The organism is Roseateles depolymerans (assembly GCF_003387155.1).
In the GTDB taxonomy this organism is placed as follows: domain Bacteria; phylum Pseudomonadota; class Gammaproteobacteria; order Burkholderiales; family Burkholderiaceae_C; genus Roseateles; species Roseateles depolymerans.
Map to the genome: position 1 here is coordinate 875,446 of NZ_QUMT01000001.1, position 25,269 is coordinate 900,714.

General features: G+C 65.5%; 17 protein-coding genes. 9 read left to right on the plus strand and 8 right to left on the minus strand.

The window, feature by feature from the left end; translation table 11 throughout:
* Positions 1–86: 86 nt before the first annotated feature.
* Complete coding sequence (gene kynB, locus DES44_RS03835) at positions 87–716, minus strand: arylformamidase (protein WP_058936139.1); 630 nt, start codon at positions 714–716, stop codon at positions 87–89.
* A 249-nt stretch (positions 717–965) separates the two neighbouring features.
* Here kynB and DES44_RS03840 point away from each other — a divergent pair, with 249 nt between their 5' ends.
* Positions 966–2,198, plus strand: coding sequence for an acyl-CoA dehydrogenase (locus DES44_RS03840; RefSeq protein ID WP_058936138.1), 1,233 nt, complete (start codon positions 966–968; stop codon positions 2,196–2,198).
* A 10-nt stretch (positions 2,199–2,208) separates the two neighbouring features.
* Here DES44_RS03840 and DES44_RS03845 read toward each other — a convergent pair whose 3' ends face one another.
* A complete protein-coding gene (locus tag DES44_RS03845) occupies positions 2,209–4,122 on the minus strand; it encodes a glucokinase (RefSeq protein ID WP_058937539.1) in 1,914 nt (637 codons plus the stop codon).
* A 705-nt stretch (positions 4,123–4,827) separates the two neighbouring features.
* On the opposite strand from DES44_RS03845, the gene DES44_RS03850 reads away from it, so the two are divergent.
* The 4 genes from DES44_RS03850 to DES44_RS03865 all read left to right on the plus strand — a co-directional run bounded on the left by DES44_RS03850 (position 4,828) and on the right by DES44_RS03865 (position 11,151).
* Complete coding sequence (locus tag DES44_RS03850; protein ID WP_198164807.1) at positions 4,828–7,617, plus strand: TonB-dependent receptor; 2,790 nt, start codon at positions 4,828–4,830, stop codon at positions 7,615–7,617.
* A 79-nt stretch (positions 7,618–7,696) separates the two neighbouring features.
* Positions 7,697–7,975: a hypothetical protein gene (locus DES44_RS03855; RefSeq protein ID WP_147306936.1), complete on the plus strand. Its 279-nt coding sequence runs from the start codon at positions 7,697–7,699 to the stop codon at positions 7,973–7,975.
* Between the two features lie 163 nt (positions 7,976–8,138).
* Positions 8,139–8,738, plus strand: a complete 600-nt coding sequence (locus tag DES44_RS03860) for a hypothetical protein (protein WP_147306937.1) — start codon at positions 8,139–8,141, stop codon at positions 8,736–8,738.
* Positions 8,739–8,982: 244 nt separating this feature from the next.
* Positions 8,983–11,151: a pectate lyase-like domain-containing protein gene (locus DES44_RS03865; RefSeq protein ID WP_198164806.1), complete on the plus strand. Its 2,169-nt coding sequence runs from the start codon at positions 8,983–8,985 to the stop codon at positions 11,149–11,151.
* A gap of 26 nt (positions 11,152–11,177) precedes the next feature.
* Here DES44_RS03865 and DES44_RS03870 read toward each other — a convergent pair whose 3' ends face one another.
* On the minus strand, positions 11,178–11,786 hold the full coding sequence (locus DES44_RS03870; RefSeq protein WP_211326922.1) for a Crp/Fnr family transcriptional regulator: 609 nt from the start codon (positions 11,784–11,786) through the stop codon (positions 11,178–11,180).
* 231 nt (positions 11,787–12,017) lie between these two features.
* On the opposite strand from DES44_RS03870, the gene DES44_RS03875 reads away from it, so the two are divergent.
* The 3 genes from DES44_RS03875 to DES44_RS03885 all read left to right on the plus strand — a co-directional run bounded on the left by DES44_RS03875 (position 12,018) and on the right by DES44_RS03885 (position 15,001).
* A complete protein-coding gene (locus DES44_RS03875; protein ID WP_058936134.1) occupies positions 12,018–13,193 on the plus strand; it encodes a DUF2332 domain-containing protein in 1,176 nt (391 codons plus the stop codon).
* Between the two features lie 120 nt (positions 13,194–13,313).
* Positions 13,314–13,748: a hypothetical protein gene (locus DES44_RS03880; RefSeq protein ID WP_083525772.1), complete on the plus strand. Its 435-nt coding sequence runs from the start codon at positions 13,314–13,316 to the stop codon at positions 13,746–13,748.
* Positions 13,745–15,001 carry a type II toxin-antitoxin system HipA family toxin gene (locus tag DES44_RS03885; RefSeq protein ID WP_058936133.1) on the plus strand — a complete coding sequence of 419 codons (1,257 nt, stop codon included), beginning with the start codon at positions 13,745–13,747 and terminating at the stop codon, positions 14,999–15,001. The genes DES44_RS03880 and DES44_RS03885 overlap by 4 nt, the downstream gene beginning before the upstream one ends.
* Before the next feature lie 33 nt (positions 15,002–15,034).
* On the opposite strand, the gene DES44_RS03890 is transcribed toward DES44_RS03885, so the two are convergent.
* The 5 genes from DES44_RS03890 to DES44_RS03910 are packed head-to-tail and all read right to left on the minus strand — an operon-like array spanning position 15,035 to position 22,372.
* Positions 15,035–17,509, minus strand: coding sequence for a glycoside hydrolase family 13 protein (locus DES44_RS03890; RefSeq protein ID WP_083525771.1), 2,475 nt, complete (start codon positions 17,507–17,509; stop codon positions 15,035–15,037).
* Positions 17,510–17,525: 16 nt separating this feature from the next.
* On the minus strand, positions 17,526–18,416 hold the full coding sequence (gene malG / locus DES44_RS03895; RefSeq protein WP_058936131.1) for a maltose ABC transporter permease MalG: 891 nt from the start codon (positions 18,414–18,416) through the stop codon (positions 17,526–17,528).
* A 16-nt stretch (positions 18,417–18,432) separates the two neighbouring features.
* Positions 18,433–20,085, minus strand: a complete 1,653-nt coding sequence (gene malF / locus DES44_RS03900) for a maltose ABC transporter permease MalF (RefSeq protein WP_083525770.1) — start codon at positions 20,083–20,085, stop codon at positions 18,433–18,435.
* A complete protein-coding gene (malE, locus tag DES44_RS03905; RefSeq protein ID WP_058936130.1) occupies positions 20,082–21,275 on the minus strand; it encodes a maltose/maltodextrin ABC transporter substrate-binding protein MalE in 1,194 nt (397 codons plus the stop codon). Before malE ends, malF begins: the two co-directional genes overlap by 4 nt.
* Positions 21,272–22,372 carry an ABC transporter ATP-binding protein gene (locus tag DES44_RS03910; RefSeq protein ID WP_058936129.1) on the minus strand — a complete coding sequence of 367 codons (1,101 nt, stop codon included), beginning with the start codon at positions 22,370–22,372 and terminating at the stop codon, positions 21,272–21,274. The genes malE and DES44_RS03910 overlap by 4 nt, the downstream gene beginning before the upstream one ends.
* Before the next feature lie 319 nt (positions 22,373–22,691).
* Here DES44_RS03910 and DES44_RS03915 point away from each other — a divergent pair, with 319 nt between their 5' ends.
* Positions 22,692–25,196 carry a glycogen/starch/alpha-glucan phosphorylase gene (locus DES44_RS03915; protein WP_232309818.1) on the plus strand — a complete coding sequence of 835 codons (2,505 nt, stop codon included), beginning with the start codon at positions 22,692–22,694 and terminating at the stop codon, positions 25,194–25,196.
* The last annotated feature ends 73 nt before the right edge of the window (positions 25,197–25,269 follow it).

Genomic DNA, 25,269 nt, shown 5'->3' on the forward strand with positions numbered 1-25,269 from the left:
TTAGTCGTTGAAAACGCGTCGTTAGAAAACGGAGCTGGAGGGGCGGCCGGGCGGGGCGGATCCGATGGTGCCGGGTCGATACGGGGTCAGAGCGCCCGCAGCACCGCACGCACCGGCGACGCGCAGGCGCCAGCCAGCTTCAGCGGCAGGGCGATCAGCTCATAGTCGCCTTCAGGCACCTCGTCCAGCACCAGGTTCTCCAGCACGCGCAGGTCCAGGCGCAGCAGGCGCTGGTGGCTGTCCAGCGTCTTGCTGCTGGCCGGGTCGACGGACGGTGTGTCCAGACCGATCAGGCGCACGCCGCGAGCCGCCAGCCATTCGACGGTTTCAGGGGCGTAGGCGGTGAAGTCAGGATTCCAGACGGTGTCCGCCTGGCGGTTGCAGCGCACCAGCACGCGGGGCGGCAGATTCGCCTCGGCATGGGCCAGATGTTCGATGCGGATCAGCGGCCCGCAGTCGATGGCGTGGATGACGCGGCACGGGCCCAGGTAGGGGTCCAGCGCCACCTCCGCGGCGGACGGCGCGTCATCGGCGTAATGCAGCGGCGCATCGGCATGCGCGCCCACGTGCGGCGACAGGGTCACGGCACTCAGGTTCACCGGGCACTGCGGCGACAAACGGGCCGTCCAGCGCAGGGCGTACGGTTCATCGCCGGGGAAGATCGGCGAATCCGGTGCAACCACCGGGGAGATGTCCCAAAGGGTCTTGTGGCTCATGGCGATGTGGGCAGGCAGTCCGGCGGACGGGAGTTCCCGGGCAACGGGGCAACGGCGCGCACCTTATCGTGGGGCCTGGACCCGTGGTGTCGGTTAATTCCAACAGGGGAGAAGGCGCGTGCGTACCGGTGCGATCAATTTTGCGACGTGCAGTGCTGGCATGGTGGTGACACGATGGACCCCGCGACCGCACTACCATGCAGCATGGCACCCAGTGCAGACGGCGTTCCGCCAGCGAGAGAGACACTCATGAACCCGACATCATCCTCCCCGACGCAAGACCCCAAGGCCGGCAAGGCGCCCAAGGCTCCCAAGGCTCACTTCCATTGGGACGACCCGCTGCTCCTGGAGCAGCAGCTCACCGACGATGAACGCGCCGTGCGCGATGCCGCCCATGCCTACTGCCAGGACCGTCTGGCCCCGCGCGTGGTCGAGGCCTTCCGCCACGAGAAGACCGACGCCTCCATCTTCCGGGAGATGGGCGAGCTGGGCCTGCTCGGCGCCACCATCCCCGACACCTACGGCGGCGCGGGCCTTAACTATGTCTGCTACGGCCTGATCGCCCGTGAGGTGGAGCGGGTGGACAGCGGCTACCGCTCGATGATGAGCGTGCAGAGCTCGCTGGTCATGGTGCCCATCCACGAATTCGGCAACGAAGCCACCCGCCAGAAATATCTGCCCAAGCTGGCCAGCGGGGAATGGATCGGCTGCTTCGGTCTCACCGAGCCCAACCATGGTTCCGACCCGGCCTCGATGGTGACCCGGGCCAAGAAGGTGGACGGCGGGTATTCGCTCACCGGCAGCAAGATGTGGATCACCAACAGCCCCATCGCCGACGTGTTCGTGGTGTGGGCCAAGGACGATGAAGGCCAGATCCGCGGCTTCGTGCTGGAGAAGGGCTGGAAGGGCCTGAGCGCCCCAGCCATCCACGGCAAGGTGGGCCTGCGGGCGTCGATCACCGGGGAGATCGTCATGGACGGCGTCTTCTGCCCCGAAGAGAACGCCTTCCCCGAGGTGCGCGGGCTCAAGGGCCCGTTCACCTGCCTCAACAGCGCGCGTTTTGGCATTGCCTGGGGTGCGCTGGGCGCGGCCGAGAGCTGCTGGTTCACCGCCCGTCAATACGTGCTGGACCGCCACCAGTTCGGCAAGCCGCTGGCGGCCAACCAACTGGTGCAGAAGAAGCTGGCGGACATGCAGACCGAGATCACGCTGGGCCTGCAGGGCTGCCTGCGGCTGGGCCGGATGAAGGACGAGGGCACGGCGGCGGTGGAGATCACCTCCATCATGAAGCGCAACAGCTGCGGCAAGGCCCTGGACATCGCGCGCACCGCGCGTGACATGCTCGGCGGCAACGGCATCAGCGACGAATTCGGCATTGCGCGCCACCTGGTCAATCTGGAGGTGGTCAACACCTATGAGGGCACGCACGACATCCATGCGCTGATCCTCGGCCGCGCGCAGACCGGGATCGCGGCGTTCTGATCGGTTGCGATCAGCGGCTGTGTGCCGTCAGGTTCGACAGCGGTGTCGCCAGCGCCGTGCTGCCGGCGCCGGCGCGCAAGCCGGGCTGCGGCTCCCGATGATCCGATTCCGGATCCACCGTCAGCGTGGGCACGTCGATCGACTGATGCGCCGGGTCGCGCCGCATGGCCACGCCCACGGCCATCATGTCGATCACCAGCAGGTGCAGGATGCGGCTGATCATCGGCATGTGGGTGGCCACGTCCTCCACATGGTCCACGATCAGCAGCGCATCGGCTTTCTTCGCCAGCGGTGACTGGCTGGCGGTGATGGCCAGCACCGCGGCGCCGCGCTCCTTCACCGCATCGGCCACCGCAATCAGCTCCGGCACCTTGCCGCTGCCGCTGATGAGCACGGCCACATCACCGGCCCGCAGCGTCTGCGCGGCCAGCAGTTGCAGGCGAGGCTCCACATAGGCATTGCAGGCCATGCCCAGGCGCAGGAACTTGAACTGCGCATCCTGCGCCACCACACCGTAATGACCGACCGCGAAGAACTCGATGCGGGCGGCGCTCAGCAGCAGTTCGATGCTTCGATCGATCATGTCGCGGTTGAGCTGGCTGCGGACCTGCAAGATTGCCGAGGCGGTGTTGCCCAGCACCTTCTCGCCCAGCTCGACCATCGAGTCGTCCTGCGTCACCTGGGTGTGGCTGACCGGGACGGTGCCAGTCAGGCCGGAGGCCAGGCGCAGCTTGAAATCGGACAGACCCTCGCAGCCCAGGGACCGGCAGAACCGGATCACCGTCGGCTGGCTGACATTGGCGGCCTTGGCGATTTCCGCGATGGGGTCGTTGAGCACCTTGCGCGAATGCGCCAGCACATGGTCGGCGACGCGTTGCTCAGCCGGGGAGAGGTTGTCCCGCGCGCGGCGGATCTGGCCGAGGATGGCGGAGGTGCCGCTGCTGCTGCTGCTTTGCAGGCTGCGCAGTTGGGCTTCCAGGATCGCCGAGGTGCCGGTGAAGGTGGCGTGTTCCGCGGTGATGACGAAGGTGGGAATGGCCGCGACGTAAGGGCTGAATCGCCCCTTGTCCTCGAAGCGTTCCCGGAAACGGGACCGATCGAAATACTCACCCAGCCGCGGCACGATGCCGCCGCCGATGTAGATGCCGCCATGCGCGCCCAGCGTCACGGCCAGGTTGGCCGCGGCCGTGCCCATGAGGGTGCAGAAGAGCTCCAGGGTCTCGCCGCAGACGAGGTCCGAGCCCTCCAGGGCGCGGGCGGTGATGTCCGGCGCGCTGAGTGCCTCGGGCGGTCGGCGCAGATACGCCGCCATGGCGCGATAGATCAGCTCCAGCCCCGGGCCGGACAGCAGTCGTTCAAACGACACATGCTGGAATTCATTCCAGGCAAATCGCAGCAGGGCGATTTCGCGGTCATCCCGGGGCGCAAAGGTGGTGTGTCCGCCTTCCGAGCCGAGCGAGACCCAGCCGTCACCGGCCGGAATCAGTCCGGACACGCCCAGCCCCGACCCTGCACCCAGCAGTCCCATCACGCTGTGGGGCCGCGCCTCGCCGCCGCCCACCTGCCGCACCTCGGTCGATCGCAGACGGGGCAGGGCCATGGCCAGGGCGGTGAAGTCGTTCACCACCACCAGCGTCTCCAGGCCCAGTTGCAGGCGGGTCTCTTCAATCGAGAACGACCAGTGGTAGTTGGTCATCCGCACCAGGTCCCCGTCCACCGGATTCGCGATGGCCACGGCCGCATGGTCGATCGGCAGCGGCGGCAACTGATCCATGTAGGCCCGGACGGCAGCGTGGAAGTCCGCATGCTCGTCACAGCGCAACGAGACCACGTGCTCGAACTCTCCGGGCGCGGTCTCAAGGGCAAAGCGGGCAAAGGTGCTGCCGATGTCGGCCATCAGCCGGGGACTGTCGAAATCACGCATGAAGAAGCAGGAACTCACCCGCGCCGGCACCGGCACAGGCCGGCGCACCAGCCGAGGGATGGGCGATTATGGCGTGCGTCACGAGGACGCATGCCGACGAGGCGGCGGGCTGTAGTGGCACTACAGCCACGGAGGCGGGAAGCGCCGTACAGGCTTCGCGGACATCCTTTCACGAGGCGGTCTGGGATACGGGTCAAAACAGCGTCTGGTCCGCAGTTTAATGAGATCGCTACCAGGGGCGCAGCCACGGGAGAACGCTCTTGTTGGAGTGCTGTAGTTTTGTTACCTTTTTGGCCTGCTCGACCCGCAGCAGGACGCTCGTAGCCTGCTGCTGAACCTCAAGACGAGGTCGCCAAGTTCAGCGCCTTTCATGCCGCCCCAAATCCTCGAAGCGGCCATCCCCTCCCCATTACATGCACTTTCTTGGTGAAAGTTGTAGTCGAGCTACATCGACAAATTGAGCAGGCTCATCCAAAAATCAGGCAAACAACGCTAAATCAAGCACTTGCATGCGATTTGGCGCTGCTAAATAGGCAGATTTTTGAGTTGTACGTTGTTCAAGGGTTTGCGCGGACTTGGTTGTGGATCTAGTTTTAGTACAAAATTTCCTCAAGGTTTGTTGGGTTCTGTGTCCTGCCGCGGGAAACCAAAGCTGTACGGTCATCAGGCAGGGCAGACGTTCAGACGAAAAGAGGAGACAAAGACATGACCCCTTCGCACGCCAAGCGCGAGCAATTCCGCATCCGTCCCATTGCAGCTGGATGCATGCTGCTGGGCCTCCTGGCCGCCGGTGCCGCCCACGCGCAACAGGCCCCCGCGGCCGAAGGCGACAAATCGGCCGACCGCACCCTGGACACCGTGACCGTGACCGGCATCCGCCGCGGCATTGAAGCGGCCATCTCCGTCAAGAAGAACTCGGACTCGATCGTCGAGGCGATTTCCGCGGAAGACATCGGCAAGCTGCCGGACGTGTCGATCGCCGAATCCATTGCCCGCCTGCCGGGTCTGTCTGCCCAGCGCGTGGCCGGCCGTGCCCAGGTCATCAGCGTGCGGGGCCTGTCTCCGGACTTCGCCACCACGCTGCTCAATGGCCGCGAACTGGTGAGCACTGGTGACAACCGCAGCGTCGAATTCGACCAATATCCGTCGGAACTGCTCAGCGGCGTCACCATCTACAAGACGCCGGACGCGGGCCTGGTGGGCCAGGGCCTGTCGGGCACCATCGACATGCTGACCGTGCGTCCGCTGGACTTCGGCAGCCGCGTGGTCTCGCTCAATGCCCGTGGCAGCCGCAATTCGCTGGGCAAGGCCGCTGGCGAAAGCGCCACCGGCAATCGGTTCAGCGCCAGCTACATCGACCAGTTTGCCAACCGGACCATCGGTGTCTCCATTGGCTTTGCCCATCAGGAAACCCCGCAGCAGGAAAACCAGGTGGGTCTGTACGAACCCTGGGAAGCGACCAACCGCAGCGACCTGGCAGCCGGCACCTTCAACACGGGCGGCATCAAGGCTCTGCGCCGCACCGGTCGTTCGGAGCGCAATGGCGTGATGGCCACGGTGGAATTCCGTCCGTCCAAGAACTGGACCAGCGTGGTGGATGGTTTCTGGACCAAGGCCAAGCAGGAAGACACCGCCAACCAGTATGAAATGAGCCTGACGTGGAACGGCAATGGCACCTGCGCCCCAGCCACGCCTTGCACCACCTGGAGCAGCCCGACCTACAACAGCAACAACACGCTGACCAGCGGCACTCTGTCCTATGCCTATCCGTTGATCCGCGGCATCTACAACAAGCGCGACGACAAGATCGTTGCTGGCGGCTGGAACAACAAGCTCAAGTTCGACAATGGCGCCTCGCTGATGGCGGACCTGAACTACTCCAAGGCCACCCGTGACGAACTGAGCCTGGAGAACAACACCCAGTTGAGCCGCGCCGTCGCGGTGCCGTATGACACAGTGCAACTGGCCTACCGTTCGGGCAACTTCTCCCAGATCGTCCCCACCCTCGACTATTCGGACCCGACCAAGCTGTTCCTGACCAACACCATCTACGGCTCCGGCTATGGCAAAGTGCCCAGCGTCAAGGATGAGCTGACCGGCTTCAAGCTGGTGGGCAACCTGCCGACACCGTCCGCGCTGGAAGGCTGGTTCTCCGACTTCGACATCGGCATGAACTACGCCGACCGTTCGAAGAAGAAGCGCCAGCCGGAGGGCGGCACGACCCTGAAGGGCGCCGACACGGCCATCGCTGCTGATCTGCAATACAGCCCTGTCGATCTCGGCTTTGCGGGACTGGGCACCACTCCCGCATGGAATGTGCCGGGCGCCATCGGCCGCTACATGGACTTCAATCCCACCGACAACCAGCCGTGGCTGGTCTACAAGGCCTGGGACGTGTCCGAGAAGACCACCACCGTCTTCTTCAAGGGCAACATCGACTCCACCACCTTCGGTCTGCCGGTGCGCGGCAACATCGGCCTGCAGATGGTCAATGTGAAGCAGGAATCCTCGTCGTTCTATTGGGATGGCACGAGCGGTGGCCGCAAGCCGACCTCCAGCGGCAAGACGGTCACGGACTTCCTGCCGGCGCTGAACCTGGCCTGGTCGCTGGGCAATGAGCAGACGCTGCGCCTGGGTCTGGCCAAGCAGATGGCACGTCCGAAGGTCGATCAGCTGCGCTCTTCGCTGGACTTCGGCGTGGACAACGCGACTGGCAAGCCGGGCGCCAGCGGCGGCAACTCCAAGCTGGATCCGTGGCGAGCCAATGCGCTGGACCTGTCCTATGAGAAGTACTTCGGCTCCAAAGCCTACGTCTCGGCTGCCGGCTACTACAAGGACCTGCGCAGCTACATCTACACGCAGTCCAACGGCCAATACGATTTCTCGCAGTTCCTCACGGGCTACACCCCGCCGAGCACCTGCGGCAACGGCACGCAGCAATGCCCGCCGGTGGTGCCGACCGGCACCTACACCGCCCCCTACAACGGCAAGGGTGGCAAGTTGCAAGGGGTGGAGCTGACTGCGTCGCTGCCGCTGAATCTGCTGAGCAGCTCGCTCAACGGCTTCGGCATCATCGCCAGCGCGAGCTTCAACCACAGCAACATCCAGGTGAAGGATCCGGAAAGCGCCAGCAGCGTCGGCAATGGATTCATCACGCTGCCGGGCTTGTCCAAACAGGTCTACAACCTGACGGCCTATTACGAGCGTGACGGCTTCGAGTTCCGCATCAGCCAGCGTCGTCGTTCCGACTTCATCGGTGAAATCGGCAACTTCAACGGTGCGCGCACGCTGCGCTATGTGGTGGGGGAGAGTGTGGTCGATGCGCAGATCGGCTACACCTTCAACGAAGGTCCGCTCAAGGGTCTGGGCCTGCTGGCCCAGGTCAACAACCTGACCGACGAGGCCTATCGCACCTACGCCGGCACGAAGGACCGCCCGCTGGAATACATCAAGTGGGGCCGCACCTACCTGCTGGGCGCCAACTACAAGTTCTGATCGGTGCCGGGGGTCCGCGCCTCCCGGCGCGGGCAAGCACCATCTCCAGCCTCAGGCCGAAAGGTCTGAGGCTTTTTTGTTGCCGAAGCGCCATATCGATCTGCAGCACCCCGCCCAGGGTCGAAAGACATTCCAATACGACATCTTTGGCGACGCCCGCAAGCTCACTAACGAGCTGGACAAGGTCACCCTGCATCACTTCGACGCCATGGGACGCTTGATGAAGGTGCAGCGGCTCGGCGTCTCCCGCGCTCCAAACTTCAGGGACGCAAATGCGGTCGGCAGTGTCCTGACGGAAGATCGGTGGGATGCGCTGGGTCACGTTCACAACCCTGTACGAGGGCATGAACCTCTTTAAACTGCCAGCGATACTGCAGCCCCGGACAGCATGGGAAACTATGAATAGACGTCTATGGATGCGGGCGACGCTGTGCCTGCCACTCCTCAGCCTCATCGGAAGTTGCGTGGCGCAAAGCGACAAATCTTCCAGCGAGATCCCAACGGTTCGCGTTGGAATCGGCATGAGCATCGCGCAGTTGAAAGCAGGTTCGACCTACCCGTTTGCTACAGCGCCATCAGCGCTCCTCGCTGGTGACTTCCTGGCCCTCCAGATCACCACGCCATATAACTTGGTGTTCGTCGATGGCGATGCTGAGCTGAAGTTGGAGAATCTAGGCGGACAGAGAGAGTTGACCAACATCACGGTCAAGAAAGGCCGGGTGACGGACATGACCGTGACGGTGCAGACCGGGAGGACCAACTTGCATCAGGCCATGGAACAGGCCAAGGCTTTGCACCGGTGGTTTGCGAAGCATGGGTATGAGCATGACTTGCGCCCCGACTTCGTCGTTCAGGGTCGAAACGGCAATCACGCTATGCCAGCGATCACCAACTTCGAGCAGGCAGAGGCTGCGTTCCTTGACCCCTCCCTCAAGCTTGCCGAAATGGGGTTGTTTGGCTTCAAGAAGGGAGACATTAATGTCGGTGTCTCCCTGGCCAATGGCCGCCGCATGCTTGCCAAGCAAAGCAAGGAGCATGACGACGAATCCAATGCCAAGGAAGAGAGGCGTTATGGGCTGGACCTGTTCATTGCAGAAACCGTGAAGCCGTACAAGCCATGAGTCCGATGACCAAATCCCACGCCGTGGGGCGGCTGGATGTGCAGAGCCGTATCCGGTGACCGCCAGGAGAGGTGCGTCCGAAACGACCGCTGCCCCCGCCAGCCACAGGTCACCCAGTACGCTGACCACCCCGCGCGATCATTAGGAAACACGCCGACACCACTCGTTGCCAGCGTCGCGGCGTTCCTCCCTAGACTCGCCGTCAATTTGAACAAGGAGGCCGAGGATGGCGCGACACTCAAGAATGCATCCCCCACGGGTCCCGTCCCGCCTGGGGCAGGCCATGCTGCTGACCGTGGTCTGTGTGCTGGCCACGGCCTTGTCCGCACGCGAGGCGCATGCCGCCACGCTGCGCGCGGTCGCCAACAACAACTACGTGAGCGCCACGGCCACCGGCACCTCCTTCCTGACGGCCACCGCTCCTGTGGCCAGCACCTGGGAGCAGTTCCAGGTCGTCAACAATGCCAACGGCACCATTTCGCTGAAGGCCACCATCAGCGGCAACTATGTGGCGGCCGACACCGGACTGTCCGCGCCGGACACGAGCAAGCTGATTGCCAACCGCGGCAGCATTGCCGGCTGGGAGCAATTCACCGTGGTGCCGCAGTCCAATGGCACCGTGGCATTGCGGTCGATGGCCAATGGCCTTTACGTGTCTGCCGACCTGAACATCGGCGGCGCGCTGGTGGCCAATCGCAGCTCGGTGGCGGCGTGGGAGCAATTCGTCATCAGCGATTTGCCGGTGACGCCGACCACGCCGCCGGACTTCGGGCCCAATGTGCGGGTGGTCAACCCGAACACGCCCAATCTCCAGGGCCTGATCAACGACATCTACAACGCCCAGCAACCCAATCATTTCGGCAATCGCCGTGATGCGATTCTGCTGACTCCCGGCACCTACAACAACCTTCGCATTCCGGTGGGTTTCTACACCCAGGTGCTGGGCCTGGGCAGCCATCCCGACCAGGTCCAGGTGATCGGCGACCTGCGCTCCAATGCCTACCTGGACGGCGACAACGCCACGCAGAACTTCTGGCGCGGCGCCGAGAACTTCTCGGTCACGCCCACCCTGGGCATTGGCAACAACACCATGCAATGGGCCGTGTCCCAGGCCATTCCGTTCCGCCGCATGCATGTGCGGGGCAACATCAAGCTGAACCAGAATAGTGGCTGGTCCAGCGGCGGCTGGTTCTCGGACGTGTTGGTGGATGGCCAGGTCAATTCCGGCAGCCAGCAGCAATGGATCTCCCGCAACAGCCAGTGGGGCAGCTGGGTGGGGTCCAACTGGAACATGGTGTTCGTCGGCGTGCCGACCGCACCTGCCGGTGGGTTCCCGACGGCAGGTCAGCGCTATACCAAGGTCGCCCAGACGCCGGTCATTCGCGAAAAGCCCTATCTCTTCATCGATGCCGACGGCAGCTATGCCGTGCGCGTTCCTTCGCTGCGCAACAACAGCAGCGGCATCTCCTGGGCCAATGGCGCCGTCACGCCGGGACGCACGATTCCGATCACGCAGTTCTACATTGCCAAACCCAGCGATTCGGCAACGACCCTCAATGCGCAACTGGCCAGCGGCAAACATCTGCTGTTCACGCCCGGCGTCTATGTGCTGACCCAGACCCTGCGGGTGAACAACCCCAACACGGTGGTGCTGGGGATCGGTTTCCCGACGCTGCGCTCGGACAATGGCCAGCCGCTGATCCAGACCGCCGATGTGGACGGCCTGACGCTGGCGGGCCTGTTCCTGGACGCAGGCGCGGTGGAATCGGGCGTGCTGGTGGAGATCGGCCCCAATGGCGCCGCGGCCAATCACGCCGCCAATCCGATTGCGCTGCATGACCTGTTCTTCCGTGTCGGTGGCGCTGCCGCTGGTCGCGTGAAGATCGCGCTGAGCGTCAACAGCAACAACACCATCGTGGACCACACCTGGATCTGGCGTGCCGACCACGGCGCCGGTGTGGGCTGGGCCAGCAATCCGTCGGAAAACGGTCTGTGGGTGAATGGCAATGACGTCACCATGTACGGCCTGTTCGTGGAGCACTTCCAGAAGCATCAGGTGGTGTGGAATGGCAATGGCGGCCGGGTGTATTTCTATCAGTCGGAAATTCCTTACGACCCGCCCAGCCAGTCCGCCTGGAACAGCCCCACCGGCCGTGGCTATGCGGCCTACAAGGTGGCCGACTGGGTGACCAGCCACGAAGCCTGGGGCCTGGGTGTCTACAGCGTCTTCACCAACGGCAACATCTGGCTGGACCGTGCCATCGAGACGCCGGTCACCGGCAACGTGCGCTTCCACAACATGATCTCGGTGTGCCTGGGTAACAACGGCGGCATCGTGCATGTGATCAACAACACCGGGGCGCAGACCGGGTGCAATGCGTCCTATACGCCGACAGTGACCAACTTTCCCTGAAGCGTCGAAGCGGCAGGCGCCGGGACTCAGGGGAGTCCGTCGAGCTTCACGCTCAGCTGACGGTATTGGCGTCGAAGCCACCCCTGCGTCTCGGCGGTCGCGAGCAATGCATTGACGGTCTGCCGCGACAGATGCGCACTGCGAGCCAGTTCCAATTGCGTTGCGGTGATCGTCTGCCATTCCGGATCCGCGCCGGCGATGCCGCGTTCGCGCACCAGCTGTCGCAAGGCCAGGCGTAAACGCTGCTCGGCGGAGTCATGCCGGGCAGCGCCCAGCAATCCCAGGTTGCCCTCGAAGCGTCGGGCGAATTCCAGCATCAAGGCGCGTGCAAAGCCGGGGCACTCGTCCATCAGCCATCGATAGGCCGGCTGGGTGATCAGCCACACCCGGCTGTCCGTCAACGCAGCAGCCTCGTAACGCGCTGGCCGCTGCGTGACAAACGCCGCCAGGCCAAACAGCCGCGGAAAGCGCATGCGCTCCAGGGTGGAGGTGTCTCCGCCCTCGGACATGAAGCGCGCCTCGATTTCTCCATCCGCCACCAGATAAAACGCCTGAGGCACCTGACCTTCGGCGAAGAGCGTCTGGCCGGCGCGCAGGCCCTTGCAGGGCACCAGGGTGTGAAGGTGTCGAAGCATGTCGTGCGGGATCTCGACTGACGGAAGTGCAGCCGTCAGCGAGGCAGGCAGGTCGGGCACCGGGCGGGTGTCGCGTTGCCCCCGTTGCGTCGGAAGCGCTGGAACAACGGCGTTCAGGGACGGGGCGGGGGCAGGGCGTCGGGACATGGCGCATTGTCGGGCAGCCGACAATTGCATCGGCCGCCACGCGATTCAATGGAGACTCCAAGCCCTCCATGAACGACAGCTGCCATGCAGACGCCGATGCCCATGCCCATGCCGACCGACCTGCCCGTTGACCCCACCGTCCTGAACCGCATGTCCCGGCGGTTCCGGCAGTTTGCCGATCAGGATGGGCAGGACGATCCGCTGTATGCGGTCCTGGCCCGGTGCATGGCGGACGATCCCCGCTTGTGCGGGCTCTTGGCGGCGGCGCCGTCTGGCCAGCAGCTCCCGGTCCTCCTGCTGGCGGCGATCCACGACTGCGTGCTGGATGCTGAGGTGCCGGCTTCGGCGTTGCACGCCTACTATCCGACCGCGGGTGGCACCCGTCTACCGGACGAATCGCTGCCAGAAGCGCTGCTCGCCTTTGTCCATGCCCACCGGGATCGTCTGCTGCACACCGTCCGTACCCGCAGCACCCAGACCAATGAGGTGGGCCGCTGTGGGGTGCTGCGCGTGGCCTTGCAGGCGTTGATGCAGCGCCTGGACCTGGGGGCCCAGGCCCCGCAGCCAGTCGCCCTGTTCGATTTCGGTTGCAGCGCGGGGCTGAATCTTTCCGTGCAGGACTACGGCTACGACGATGGCTGGGACCTGCGCCCCGCGGTGGACCCGGCCGCTCCCACCATCCGGGGCACCTGGCGTCGCTCCCCACCGGCGGGGCTGCGTGGGCCCGACCGCTGGCGGGTCACCGAAACGCTGGGCGTGGATCTGTCGCCGGTCGAGGTTTCGGACGAGCGCGCCACCCGCTGGCTGCGGGCGTGCGTCTGGCCTCACGATGCGCATCGCGGGGAGCGCCTGGGACAGGCGCTCGAGTGGGCGCGTCATCGACCGCACCGGCTGATCTCCAGCCAGGACGGACTGCAGGTGCTGACCGACTGGGTGGGCAGCCTGCCGGGGCCGGTGCTGCCGGTCATGATCAACACCTGGGTGCTCGCCTATCTGGATGAGGAGCAGCGCCGGAGCCTCACGCACAGGGTGACGGCCCTCATCCGTGAACGGGGCCTGGCCTGGATCAGCGCGGAGGCCGGCAAGTTCGCACCGGTGCCCGTGCTGCCGCAGGGCAGCGGACAGGAGCCGCCCGAGACCACGACCCTCTGGACGCTTCACTGGCGTGCCCGCCAGGGCGAGTGCGGGACGCCCTTGGCCTGGTCCCATGCGCATGGGAAGTGGATGGACTGGGTCACCGAAGAAGATGACGATATATAAATGGCAAAAAGCCGATAAAAACCAAAATATATGTTGGTAAAGAAAAAGCAGAAAACGGCGGCATGGCGCCAAAAACAAACATATAGATTGGAATAAAAGTCATCGTGGTAACGTATACGCATGCCAAAACGCTCTGCCGCTGTTGACCTGATGCCTGCCGAGGCGGCGGCCCACCTGCGGCTGCTCGGCGAGAACCTGACCATCGCCCGCAAGCGACGCCGGGAGACCCTCGGAACCTGGGCTTCCCGTATCGGGGTCTCCGAGCCCACGCTGGCTCGCATGGAGCGTGGCGACCCCACGGTGTCGATGGCGGTGTACGCCACGGCGCTGTGGATGATGGGCCGCAGCCGCGCCTTGGCGGAGGCCGCCGACCCTCAGCTGGACCTCGGCGCCCTGGAAACGGATGTGCGGGCGGCGAAGGCCCGGTCCATCCGCCGCAAGAAGGTGGCGCTGGCGCCCGCCCAATCGTCCGGCAAGGCGCCTACACCGGAGCACCAACCGAAGCAGGCGCCCGCGGCGAAGCGGGCCGCGGTGTCCCCCAGGAGGGCCGAATGAGCGGCGCCATCCCGAACGACCTGCCGGACACCTTGTTCCTGTGGTGGATGGGCGAGCCGGACCACCCACGGTTGGTCGGCGAACTTGCGATGGCGCGTGCGCTCCGCGGGGTGTCCCTGCGCTACGACGCCCAGTGGCTGGAAAGCGGCTTCGCGCTCAGCGAGGACCTCCCGCTCTCCACCGGTGAATTCCTGCCCCGGGACAAGGACACCGCCGCCGGCGCCGTGGACGACGCGAGGCCGGACCGCTGGGGCGAGCGCGTGATCCGTTTCCTGGATCGTCCCCGCCGGCTGAGCGTCCTGGACTTCCTCTACTACGCCGGAGACGAACGCTTCGGAGCGCTGGGCGTGTCGCTGTCCGACACGGATTACATGCCCCGCACCCTGGGTCCGCTGCCCAGCCTGCCGGATGTGCCGGCCATCGAGACGCTGGTGCAGCACATCCTCGCCGGAGCGCCGGTGCAGGAGTCCCAGCGCCGGTTGGTGGCGCCAGGCGTCACGTTCGGCGGTGCTCGGCCCAAGGCGCTCATTCACATCGCTGGAGAGCAATGGGTGGTCAAGTTCTCCGAACCTGGCGAGGCCTTCAACATGCCGCTGGTCGAGCATGCCACCCTGACGCTGGGCCAGCAGGCGGACATCGAAGTGGCGGATTCGCGGGCGTTGGCCTTGCCGCAGGGGGGGCATGCCATCGCCGTGAAGCGCTTCGACCGTGCCGGCAGTCATCGCATCCACGCCCTGTCCGCCAACGTGGCGCTGAAAGCCGCGGGTTCGGAGCTGGGGTATCCCGAACTGGCCCAGCTGCTGCGGCGTCGTGGGGTGGCCAAGGACCAGCGGGCACGTCGCCAGATGCGGGAGTTGTTCCGTCGCATGGTCTTCAACATCCTGATCGACAACACCGACGACCACGAGAAGAATCACGTGCTGTTGCAGACGCCCGCGTCGCTGCTGGAACTCTCGCCGGCCTTTGACGTCTTGCCCTCCGGCCAGTCGCTCGGCTACCAGCAGATGCGGGTCGGGGCCCAGGGGCACGACGCGACGCTGGAGAACGCCTTGTCGGAGTCGGCGCAGTTTGGACTGGATGAGAAACAGGCGCGGCAGGACATGGCGGCGGTGGCCCGCGTGGTCTCGCAATGGAAGCAGCACTTCCGGCTGCTGGGTGTCACCGATCAGGACATCGACTGGCTGTCCGAGCAGATCGATCGTCCAGCGCTGGCTTCACAGCGAGAGTGGGCGCTGAAGGGCGGGCGGCCCTGAGGCCCCTCGCTCCATGACATCCTCGGACGGCCCTTAGCGCGCGCGAGCGTCCCGCCGAATCCAGACCTGCCCGGACAACGCCGGCACGTTCAGCGTCACCCGTCCATCCGCCGGCACCCGGACTTCCTCGCCCGTCACCGCCGTCTGCAGACGCTGGCCGCGCAGCGCGGGCGGCAGCTCCACCGCCACGGCCTTGGCCTCATCCGCATTGTTCAGCGCCACCACCGCAGCCTGAGCGCCATCGCGCCGCAGCAGCACGATCAGATGCTCGTCCAGCAGCAGCGGCGCCTCCAGGCTCCCACGCCGCAGGACAGGCCATTGCCGCCGCATCGCCACCAACTGCGCCACCTGCGCCTTGAGCGCCTCGTCGGGATGCCCGCCCAGGTCCGGCCAGGGATAAGGCGCGCGGTTGTACGGATCGTCGCCGCCGGTCACGCCCACCTCGTCCCCGTAGTAGATCGTCGGAGCCCCTGGCCAGGTCATCTGGAACCAGATCGCCAGCAGCAGTCGGCGTTTGGCCAGTGCCATCGCCTCCGGGCTTGCGCCTTCTTCACCGCCCAGATGGTGCAGGGCCCGCGGCTGGTCATGTGTCGACAACAGGTTCATCGAGGCCGACAGCGCCTGCGCCGGATAGGCCTCCCGCAGCAACTCCAGGTTCTGGTAGAGCCGGTCCGCCCGGCCACCCGCGGCATAGTCCAGCACCGTGTTGCGGAAGATGTAGTTCATCGTTCCGTCGAAGCTATCCCCCAGGAAGAACTTGCTCGCATCGAACCAGGTTTCCGCAATGGTGAGGGCGTCCGGTCGATGGCCTTTCACCGCGCGGCGCCACCCCCGCCAGAAATCATCCGGCACATACGGCGCCACATCCATGCGCCATCCGGCCGCGCCATGGTCCAGCCAGAACTGGGTCACCGAGTCCGGCGCCTCGAAGGCGAAGCGGCGGAAGTCCTTGCTGGCCTTGTTCAGCTCCGGCAGGTCCTTCACATCCATCCAGCCCTTGAACTGGCGGTCCGGGTCAGTCTGGGTGGTGTCGAAGCTGAACCAGCTTGCGTAGGGAGACGCCAAATTGACGCGGCCCCCGTCGAATGCACCGCCCGCCGGGTAGTTGTTGAAGCGATTGAAGTAGGGCGAATCGGCGCCGACATGGTTCAGCGACGTGTCCGGAATCACGCGGATGCCGCGACGGGCCGCCTCCACGGTGAGCCGCTTGAAATCGTCATTGCTGCCGAAGGCCGGGTCGATGCGCTTGTAGTCCGCCGTGTCGTACTTGTGGTTGCTGGCCGCCTTGAAGAGCGGCGTGAGGTACAGCGCATTGGCGCCCAGCGCGCGGATGTCATCCAGCTTGTCGATCAGCCCGGCGAGGTCGCCGCCGTAGAAGTCGTTGTTGTAGACCGCATCGGAGCCGTCGCCGCTGCCTGGCTTGTAGGGCCGGTCCATCCAGTTCGTGTGGAACTCGATGTCGTGATCCTGGTAGCGGTCGCGGCCGGGCTTGGGATCATTGGCCCGGTCGCCATTGCGGAAGCGCTCGGGGAAGACGTAGTAGTAGACGGCATCCCGCGCCCAGTCCGGGACGGTGAAATCGGGCGCGTGGATCGTCTGCCGATAGCGGCGGATGCGGCGCTTCTCGGCCGGCATCTCGTCGATCATGCCCACGCCCATCGAGCCCTTCTCGCGGGTCCAGTAGATGCTGTCCTTGTTGTTGCCGTAGACGTAGCGCCGTCCGTCGATGGTGACCACGAAGTAATAGCCATACACCGCCGGGGCGCCGAAGCGGTGGCGCACTGACCAGCGCTCACGCCCCTGTCCATCCAGCGCGCCGGGCATGCGGTGCAATGGGGCGCGGGCCTGCTCGGTGTAGTCGAGCACGTCCTGATGGCCTTCCAGCCGCCGCTTGTCGACGACCAGCTCCATGCGGGTCACGCCGGGAAGGGCTTTCACCTCGAACTCCACCCAGCTGCCCGAGGGCAAGGCGCCGAAGGGCCGCTTGAAGGACGTGCTGCGGGAATCGAAGCGCACGCTCAGTGCCACCGGATCGGTCACGCTGCTGGCGTTGGGGTCGGGCGGCGGAAAGGCGGAGCAGGCCGCGGGTGCAGGCGGGCAAGGGACGATGGTCAGGGACGGCGTGCCCTGCGCCCATCGCAGCTCCACGCGGTGCAGGCCGCCGTCGAACCGCCGCTGGACGGCGGAGCCCTTGATCGTCATCGCGCGCGGGTCACCGCCGAAGTCAGCATCGGGGGACCAGTCCTCGTCGCCGATCTTGAACGACTGCTCGCCCTTGAGCGTCGTGATGAGTTCGTGATGGTCACAAGCCCAGTAGAGCCGCTGGGCATCCGGCGCCGACCAGTTGTTGAGCGTGCCGCGCAGGTAGAGGTCCCGGCCCGATAGCGGGGGTGAGGTGCAGGCCGCAGAGCCCACGGGGGCCGATGCTGTTGGCACCGGCTCCGAGCCTAGCGCCCATGCCGACGACGCCAGTAGAGATCCGACCAGACCGACGACAAACCTGTCCATCCGACGCTCCTGCCCTTCAGCCCTTCACGCCACCCGCGGTCAGGCCCGAGACGATCCACCGCTGCGCGATGGTGAACACCAGCGTGATCGGCAGCCCCGACAGGACCGCCGCCGCCGCGAAGTCGCCCCACAGGAAGCGCTGGTCATGCAGGAAGTACTTGGAGCCGACCGCCAGGGTCAGGTTGCCTTCCTCCCGCAGCAGCACCGAAGCGACCGGGTATTCGATGATGACCCCGATGAAGGCCAGCACGAACACCACCATCAAAATGGGCACGGCCATGGGCAGCAGCACCAGCCGGAAGGCCTGCCAGTGGGTGGCGCCATCCACCTTGGCGTTCTCCTCGATCTCCACCGGAATGGTTTCGAAGTAGCCCTTGATGGTCCAGATGTGCGTGGCCACGCCGCCCAGGTAGGCCACCACCAGCCCCGCGTGGGTCTCGATGCCCAGCCAGGGCACATAAGCTCCGATGGTCTCGAAGATGGCATAGATGGCCACCAGCGCCAGCACCGCCGGAAACATCTGCAGCAGCAACATGCTGTTGAGGATGGTGCTCTTGAACCGGAAACGCAGCCGCGCAAAGGCATAGGCGGCCGTGGTGGAGAACGCCACGATGGCCACGGCCGAGATGGTCGCCACCTTGATCGAATTCCACAGCCAGGTCAGCACCGGGAAGGGCGGTTGCACCAGGGTTCCGTCGGGCGCCTGGTAGGGAATGCCCAGCGCCAGTTTCCAGTGCTCCAGGCTGATCTCGGTCGGGATCAACTGGCCGGTGGCGAAGTTGCCGGGCCGCAGCGAGATCGAGATCACCGCCAGCAACGGGAACAGCGTGATCGCCAGGAATCCCCATAGCAGCGCATGCGCCGCCCACACCCGCCAGCGGGCCTGCTTGCCTCGAACGATGGCCATCAGAGGGCTCCCTTGCTCATGATTGTTTCCTCATCAGCCGCAGGTTGAGCAGCGACATCGCCGCGACCAGGAAGAAGATCAGCGTCGAGATGGCGGCGGCCAGGCCGAAGTCCGAGCCTGAATCGCGGAAGGCGATGCGGTAGGTGTAGCTCACCAGGATGTCGGTCTGCCCCGCCGGGATCTTGCTGGAAAGATAGTCCGGCCGCCCGTCGGTCAGCAGCGCGATCACGACGAAGTTGTTGAAGTTGAAGGCAAACGCGGCCACCAGCAGCGGCGACAGCGGCTTGATGATCAGCGGCGCGGTGATCTTGAAGAAGTTGGTCAGCGGCCCGGCGCCAGCAATGGCCGATGCCTCATACAGGTCGGCTGGAATGGCCTTGAGCAGGCCGGCCGCCAGAATCATGATGTAGGGATAGCCCAGCCAGACGTTGACGATCAGCAGCATGGTCTTGGCCAGCAGCGGATCGGCAAACCAGGCCGGTTTCACCCCGAACAGCGCATCCAAAATGGCATTGATCTCGCCGAAGTTCTGGTTGAAAAGCCCCTTGAACACCAGGATGCTGATGAAGCCCGGCACCGCATACGGCAGGAACAGCAGCGTGCGGTAGGTGCCGCGAAAACGCAGGTCTTCCCAATTGAGCAGCACCGCCAGCATCATGCCAATGGCCGTGGCGAACACGACGGTGAGCAGCGAGAACACCACCGTCCAGGTAAAGATGGAGAGGAAGGGGCCGCGGAAGTCCGCGTCCAGCACCATGCGGGCATAGTTCTGCCAGCCCACCATCACCTTGTAGCCGGGCTGCAGATGCTCGCCCGCCTGGTTCTCGTAGTAGCCGGTGCGGCCGTTGGGTGCAAAGCGCTGGCCATCAACGGTGCGCACCAGGCTGCCATCCGTCTGCTCCTCGAAGTGGCGGCGAATCGGCCCGAATTCGCGCAGCCCCAGGTAGTGCAGGGTGTCCGCCTCACTCGATTCACCCGGCAGATGCAGGCGTAGCCGGGCCAGGGCCTCGCGGTGCTGCACCAGGTCCCGCAGGGACAGGGCAGGGCCCATGTCCCCATCGGCCGCCTGCGCGGCCGGCAGCAGCGTGACGTCCACCGGCTTGTCGCCGCGCAGCGCCAGCGGCGGCGTGACCCATTCCAGCGCGCCGGTGTCCGGATGGCGCAGCACCAGCCGGAACTCGCGGCCCTGGGCATGCAGGGCATAGTCCCGCACGCGGTCGGGCACCGCTTCATGCTGGTCCAGCAGATAGTCGCGCACCCGCTCCTGGCTCAACAGGTGGGCCGAGGAGTAGTTGGTGAAGCCGATCTGCGTGGTGTAGAGCAGCGGAAAGGCGATGAACACCAGCATGCCGGTGACGCCCGGGAACAGATACCGCCAGGCAAAGCCGTTCTGGTTCAGGTAGATGCCAAAGCCGGCGCCAAACAGGGCCAGCGTGCCCAGCGCCCACCAGGTCTGCCCGCCGGCATACAAGGTGTAGACGAGGTAGAGCGCCGCCAGGGCGACCCCCGCCACCACCGGCCAGTAGAGCCATCCGGCCACACGCGCCAGCAGGCTGGGCGGCTGCACGGTGTAGGCATGGGCCAGCGGGGAGTCGGTCAGCGAGACGCGCGGCCCGGCGTCCAGGGGCGATGGCGGCAGCGGCGTCGGGGGAGCAGTGGTGGCATTCATGGCTTGAGCAGCATGCGGCCCGAAGCACCGTCCAGCGCGTCCTTGGGGCTTTGCAGTCCGTTGGTGATGGCCTCCAGGGCCGCATCCATCGCGGTCCAGAAGCGTCCCACTTCAGGGATGTTGGGAATCGGGGCGCCGACGCGGGCGTTCTCCATCGTGGCCCGGATCAGCGGATTGACCGACAGCTCCGCATAAAACGCCTTGTTGGCCGGCACGCCGATGGGCACGTCGGCATCCAGCACCTTCAGCGACTCGGGGCGCATCAGGTGCCATTCGATGAATTCGCGGGCCAGGTCCTTGTTGCGCGAGGGCGCGGCGATCATGCAGCCCAGCACGCCCACGAACGAGCGCGACGGCTTGCCCGCCACGGCCGATGGAATCGGCGCCACGCCGAAGTCGATGCCTGCCTTGCGGGCGTTGTCCCAGGCCCAGGGGCCGGAGATCATCATCGCCACCTCGCCGCGGGCGAAGCCGGACTCCATCTCGGCGTATCGCGCGCCTTTGGGCATGACGCCGTCCTTGATCAGACGGTCCAGCACCTGCGCGCCGGCCAGGGCGCCGTCGTTGTTGACCTGCACCTGCGCCGGGTCGAAATCGCCCTGCGCATTGCGGTTGAAGATCACACCCCCAGCACCGGCCAGGATGGGCCAGGTGAAGAAGCTCTTGTTGTAGTCCCACAGGATGGCGCTCTTGCCGCGGGCCTTGAGCGTGCGGTCCAGCGCCACCACCTGCTCGAAGGTGGCCGGCGGCTGCTTCACCAGCGCCTTGTTGTAGATCAGGCCGCTGGCTTCGATGGCGATCGGATAGCCCCAGAAGCGCCCCTGGTAGCGGAAGGCCTCCCAGGTGGTGGGCTCGAGCTCTTCATACAGTTGTCGGCGCGGTTGCACCGGCGTGATCAGGCCGGCCTTGGCCCATTCGCCGACGCGGTCATGCGGCCAGCAGAAGATGTCGGGCCCCTTGCCGGCGCCGGTGGCCTGCTGGAACTTGTCCGGCGCATCGACCGGATGCTCCACCACCACCTTCACGCCAGAGGCCTGCTCAAAGGCATTGCCCACCTTCTGCAGGCCGTTGTAGGCCTTGTCGCCATTGATCCAGACCAGCAGGCGCGGCGCTGTTTCTGCGTGGGCCACGGACGGCAGGCCCATCGGCGCCAGCAGCGTCACCGCGAGTGCCCAGCCAGCCGCTCTCATGCCGGCACTCCGAGGCGGCGGAAGGCCAGGCCCTGGGCATCGAACAGATACGCTGCCTCCGGCGGCACGCACAGGGCAAGCTCATCGCCCGAACGCACACGCGTGCGACCGTCAAACTCGCAGGTCAGCGCCTCTTCCACACCGGGGTAGTCGCAGTAGGCATGGGTGGAGCCGCCCAGCGATTCCACGAAGGTCACGCGGGTCTGCAGCAGGTTGCTGTCGCCGCCCACCTGGAAATGTTCCGGGCGGATGCCCAGCGTCACCTTGTCGCCGGCACGGGCGCGCGCCGCATCCACCTGCGCGCGGATCAGCGCCCCGCCTTGCAGCCGGACCACGGCATGGGCGGCGGATGCCTCCACCACCTCGGCCGCCACGAAGTTCATCCGCGGGCTGCCGATGAATCCAGCCACGAAGAGGTTGTCCGGATGCTCATAGAGCTCCATGGGCGTGCCCACCTGCTCGATCCGTCCCGCCGACAGCACGACGATCCGGTCGGCCAGCGTCATGGCCTCCACCTGGTCGTGGGTCACATAGACCATGGTGGTCTTCAGGTCCTCATGCAGCTTGGCAAACTCATAGCGCATGCGCACCCGCAGGGCCGCGTCCAGGTTGGACAGGGGTTCGTCGAAGAGGAAGACTTCCGGCTTGCGCACGATCGCGCGGCCGATGGCCACCCGCTGGCGCTGGCCACCGGACAGATCCTTGGGCTTGCGGTCCAGCAGATGCTCGATGTGCAGGATGCGCGCGGCATACCGCACCGCGCGTTCGATCTCGTCCTTGGGCACCTTGGCCAGCTTCAGCCCGAACGCCATGTTCTCGTAGAGATTCATGTGCGGGTAGAGGGCGTAGCTCTGGAAGACCATGGCGATACCGCGCTCGGCCGGTGGCACCTCGTTGACGAGGCGGCCCCCAATGCGCATTTCTCCGCCGGTGATGTCTTCCAGGCCGGCGATGGTGCGCAGCAGGGTGGACTTGCCGCAGCCCGAGGGACCCACGAACACCATGAATTCGCCGTCCCGGATCTCCAGGTCGATGCCATGCAGGATCTTGGTCTCACCATAGGCCTTGACCACGGCTTGCAGCTTCACGTCCGCCACTTGATACCTCCGCAGCGACCCGCCGGAACGGGTACTGCCTGTCTCGCTCGTTTAGATATGGATGTGACGGCATGGCGAGACGGTCATGAACCGCCTCGCTGCTGTCATTTGTAGAGAATATACATGGCGCACTGCGGCGTCACAACGCGGCAAACCGCATGTGTTCGCAGGCGAATTCATATGAATCAAACACTTGGCGATGTGTTCGGGATAACCCGATGTAGTCAAACTACAGAAAACTACAAGCGCTTGGGTGATACTTCAGCCGTCTACCGCACTGTAGAGGTCGCGCGCTGCCGGCCCCATCGCTGAACACCCTATGACTGCCGCCTCCCGTGCCCTGTCCACCTTTCCCACCGGTGATGCCATGACGACTCCCACCGCCTCTTCCGACCTGAGCGTCGCTTTCCAACTGGCGCTGCAGCGCGAATTGCATGTGGGCGGCGAATCCGCCAGTCCGCAGGCCTTGCTGCGCGCCGCTGCTCATGCCTGCCGTGAACTGCTGGCCCAGCGCTGGGCGGACACGCAGGCCGAAGATGCCCGTCGCGGCCTGAAGGCCTCGGTGCGCCGCGTGCATTACCTGTCGATGGAATTCCTGATGGGCCGCGCGCTGGGCAATGCGCTGGCGGCCCTGGGGCTGGAAGACACCGTGCGCGGCGCCTTCACGGCCGAAGGCCACACACTGCCGGACGTGCTCGAACGCGAGCCGGATGCCGCACTGGGCAACGGCGGCCTCGGCCGTCTGGCCGCCTGCTTCCTGGACTCCTTTGCGGAGCTGGGCCTGCCGTCGTTCGGCTACGGCCTGCGCTACCAATACGGGATGTTTGCGCAGGGCATCCAGAACGGCCGCCAGGTCGAAGCGCCGGATGACTGGATGGCGCAGGGCAACCCTTGGGAAGTGATGCGGCCCGAGCTGCGCTACCTGGTCGGTTTTGGTGGCCATGTGGAAGTGGATGCCGGCGGTGCCCGCCGCTGGGTGCCGGCCGACCATCTGGTCGCCCAGGCCTATGACTTCATCGTGCCGGCGCACCACACGCAGCGTGTCTCGACGCTGCGCCAGTGGCATGCCCAGGCCGAAGCGCCGATTGACTTTGCCGCCTTCTGCCGCGGGGACCATCACGCCGCTGCGGCCCACCGCGTCGCGGCCGATGCGATCAACTGGGTGCTGTATCCCGACGACAGCACCGAGGCCGGCCGCCTGCTGCGCCTGAAGCAGGAGGCCTTCCTGGTCAGCGCGTCGCTGCAGGACCTGATCGCCCGTCACCTGCAGGAATTCGGCACGCTGGAGCAACTGGGCCGCGCCAATGCCATCCACCTGAACGACACCCATCCCGCGCTGGCCCCGGCCGAGCTGATGCGGCTGCTGCTGGATGAACACGGCATGTCGTGGGACCAGGCCTGGTCCATCACCCGCCAGGCGGTCAGCTACACCAACCACACGCTGATGCCCGAAGCGCTGGAGACCTGGCCGGTGCGCCTCTTCGAGGCCCTGCTGCCGCGTCATCTGGAAATCATCTACGAGATCAACCACCGCTTCCTGGAGCAGGTGAAGCAGCAGTACCCGGGCGACGGGGAGCTGGTGCGCCGGGTCTCGCTCATCGACGAAGGCGGGCACCAGGGCAACTGGGGCGGCGAGCGCCGGGTGCGCATGGCCTCGCTGGCCATCGTGGCGTCGCACCGCGTCAACGGCGTGGCGGCGCTGCATTCGGAGCTGATGGTGCAGACCATCTTTGCCGACTATGCGCGGCTGTTCCCCGAGCGCTTCCACAACGTCACCAATGGCGTCACCCCGCGCCGCTGGCTGCAGCAGGCCAACCCCGGCCTGTCCGCGCTGCTGGACCGCAACATCGGCATCGGATGGCGCCAGCGTCTGGATGAGCTGGGGCGTCTCACGCCGCTGGCCGCCGACCCCGCGCTGGGCGAGTCGCTCATGGCCGTCAAGCGCGAGAACAAGCAGCGCCTGGCCGACCGTATCCGTCGTGACCTGGGCGTGACGGTGGCCGTGGACAGCCTGTTTGACGTGCAGATCAAGCGCATCCACGAATACAAGCGGCAGCTCCTGAATGTGCTGCATGTGATCGCGCGTTATCAGGCCATCCTCGCCAACCCGACCGCGGACTGGGTGCCCCGCACGGTGATCATCTCGGGCAAGGCGGCCTCGGCCTATGTGATGGCCAAGTCCATCATCCAACTGGCGCATGACGTGGGCCGTGTGATCAACAGCGACCCGCGCGTGGGCGACCGCCTGAAGCTGGTCTTCCTGCCCAATTACGGCGTGAGCCTGGCCGAGCTGATCATTCCGGCGGCTGACCTGTCGGAGCAGATCTCCACCGCCGGCACCGAAGCGTCCGGCACCGGCAACATGAAGTTCGCCCTGAACGGCGCACTGACCATCGGCACCTGGGACGGCGCCAACATCGAGATGGCCGAGTCCTTCGGCGAAGAGCACATGTTCACCTTCGGCCTGCGGACCGAGGCGGTGGAAGCGCTCAAGCAGGTGGGCTACGAGCCGCGCCACTATGTGGAGCAGAACCCGCAGCTGCGCGCCGTCATCGAGGCGATCTCGCGCGGCGACTTCTCGCAGGGCGATTCCGGCCGTTACCGCGCGCTGGTCGACAAGCTGCTGAACCAGGACATCTACCTGCTGATGGCCGACTTCGCCGACTATGTGAAGGCGCAGGAGCGGGTGGACGCGCTGTTCCGCGATCCGGTGGCCTGGGCGCGCTGCGTGCTGCTGAACATGGCGGGCATGGGGCTGTTCTCGTCGGACCGTACGATCGAGGAATACGTGGACCGCGTCTGGTCTGCCAAGAGCCTGGGGTGATCCCCGCCAACGCGTGGGGGGCGCATCACGCGGCCCCTGCGCGCTGCAGAAGTGACCGTTAGGAAGTTGTCTC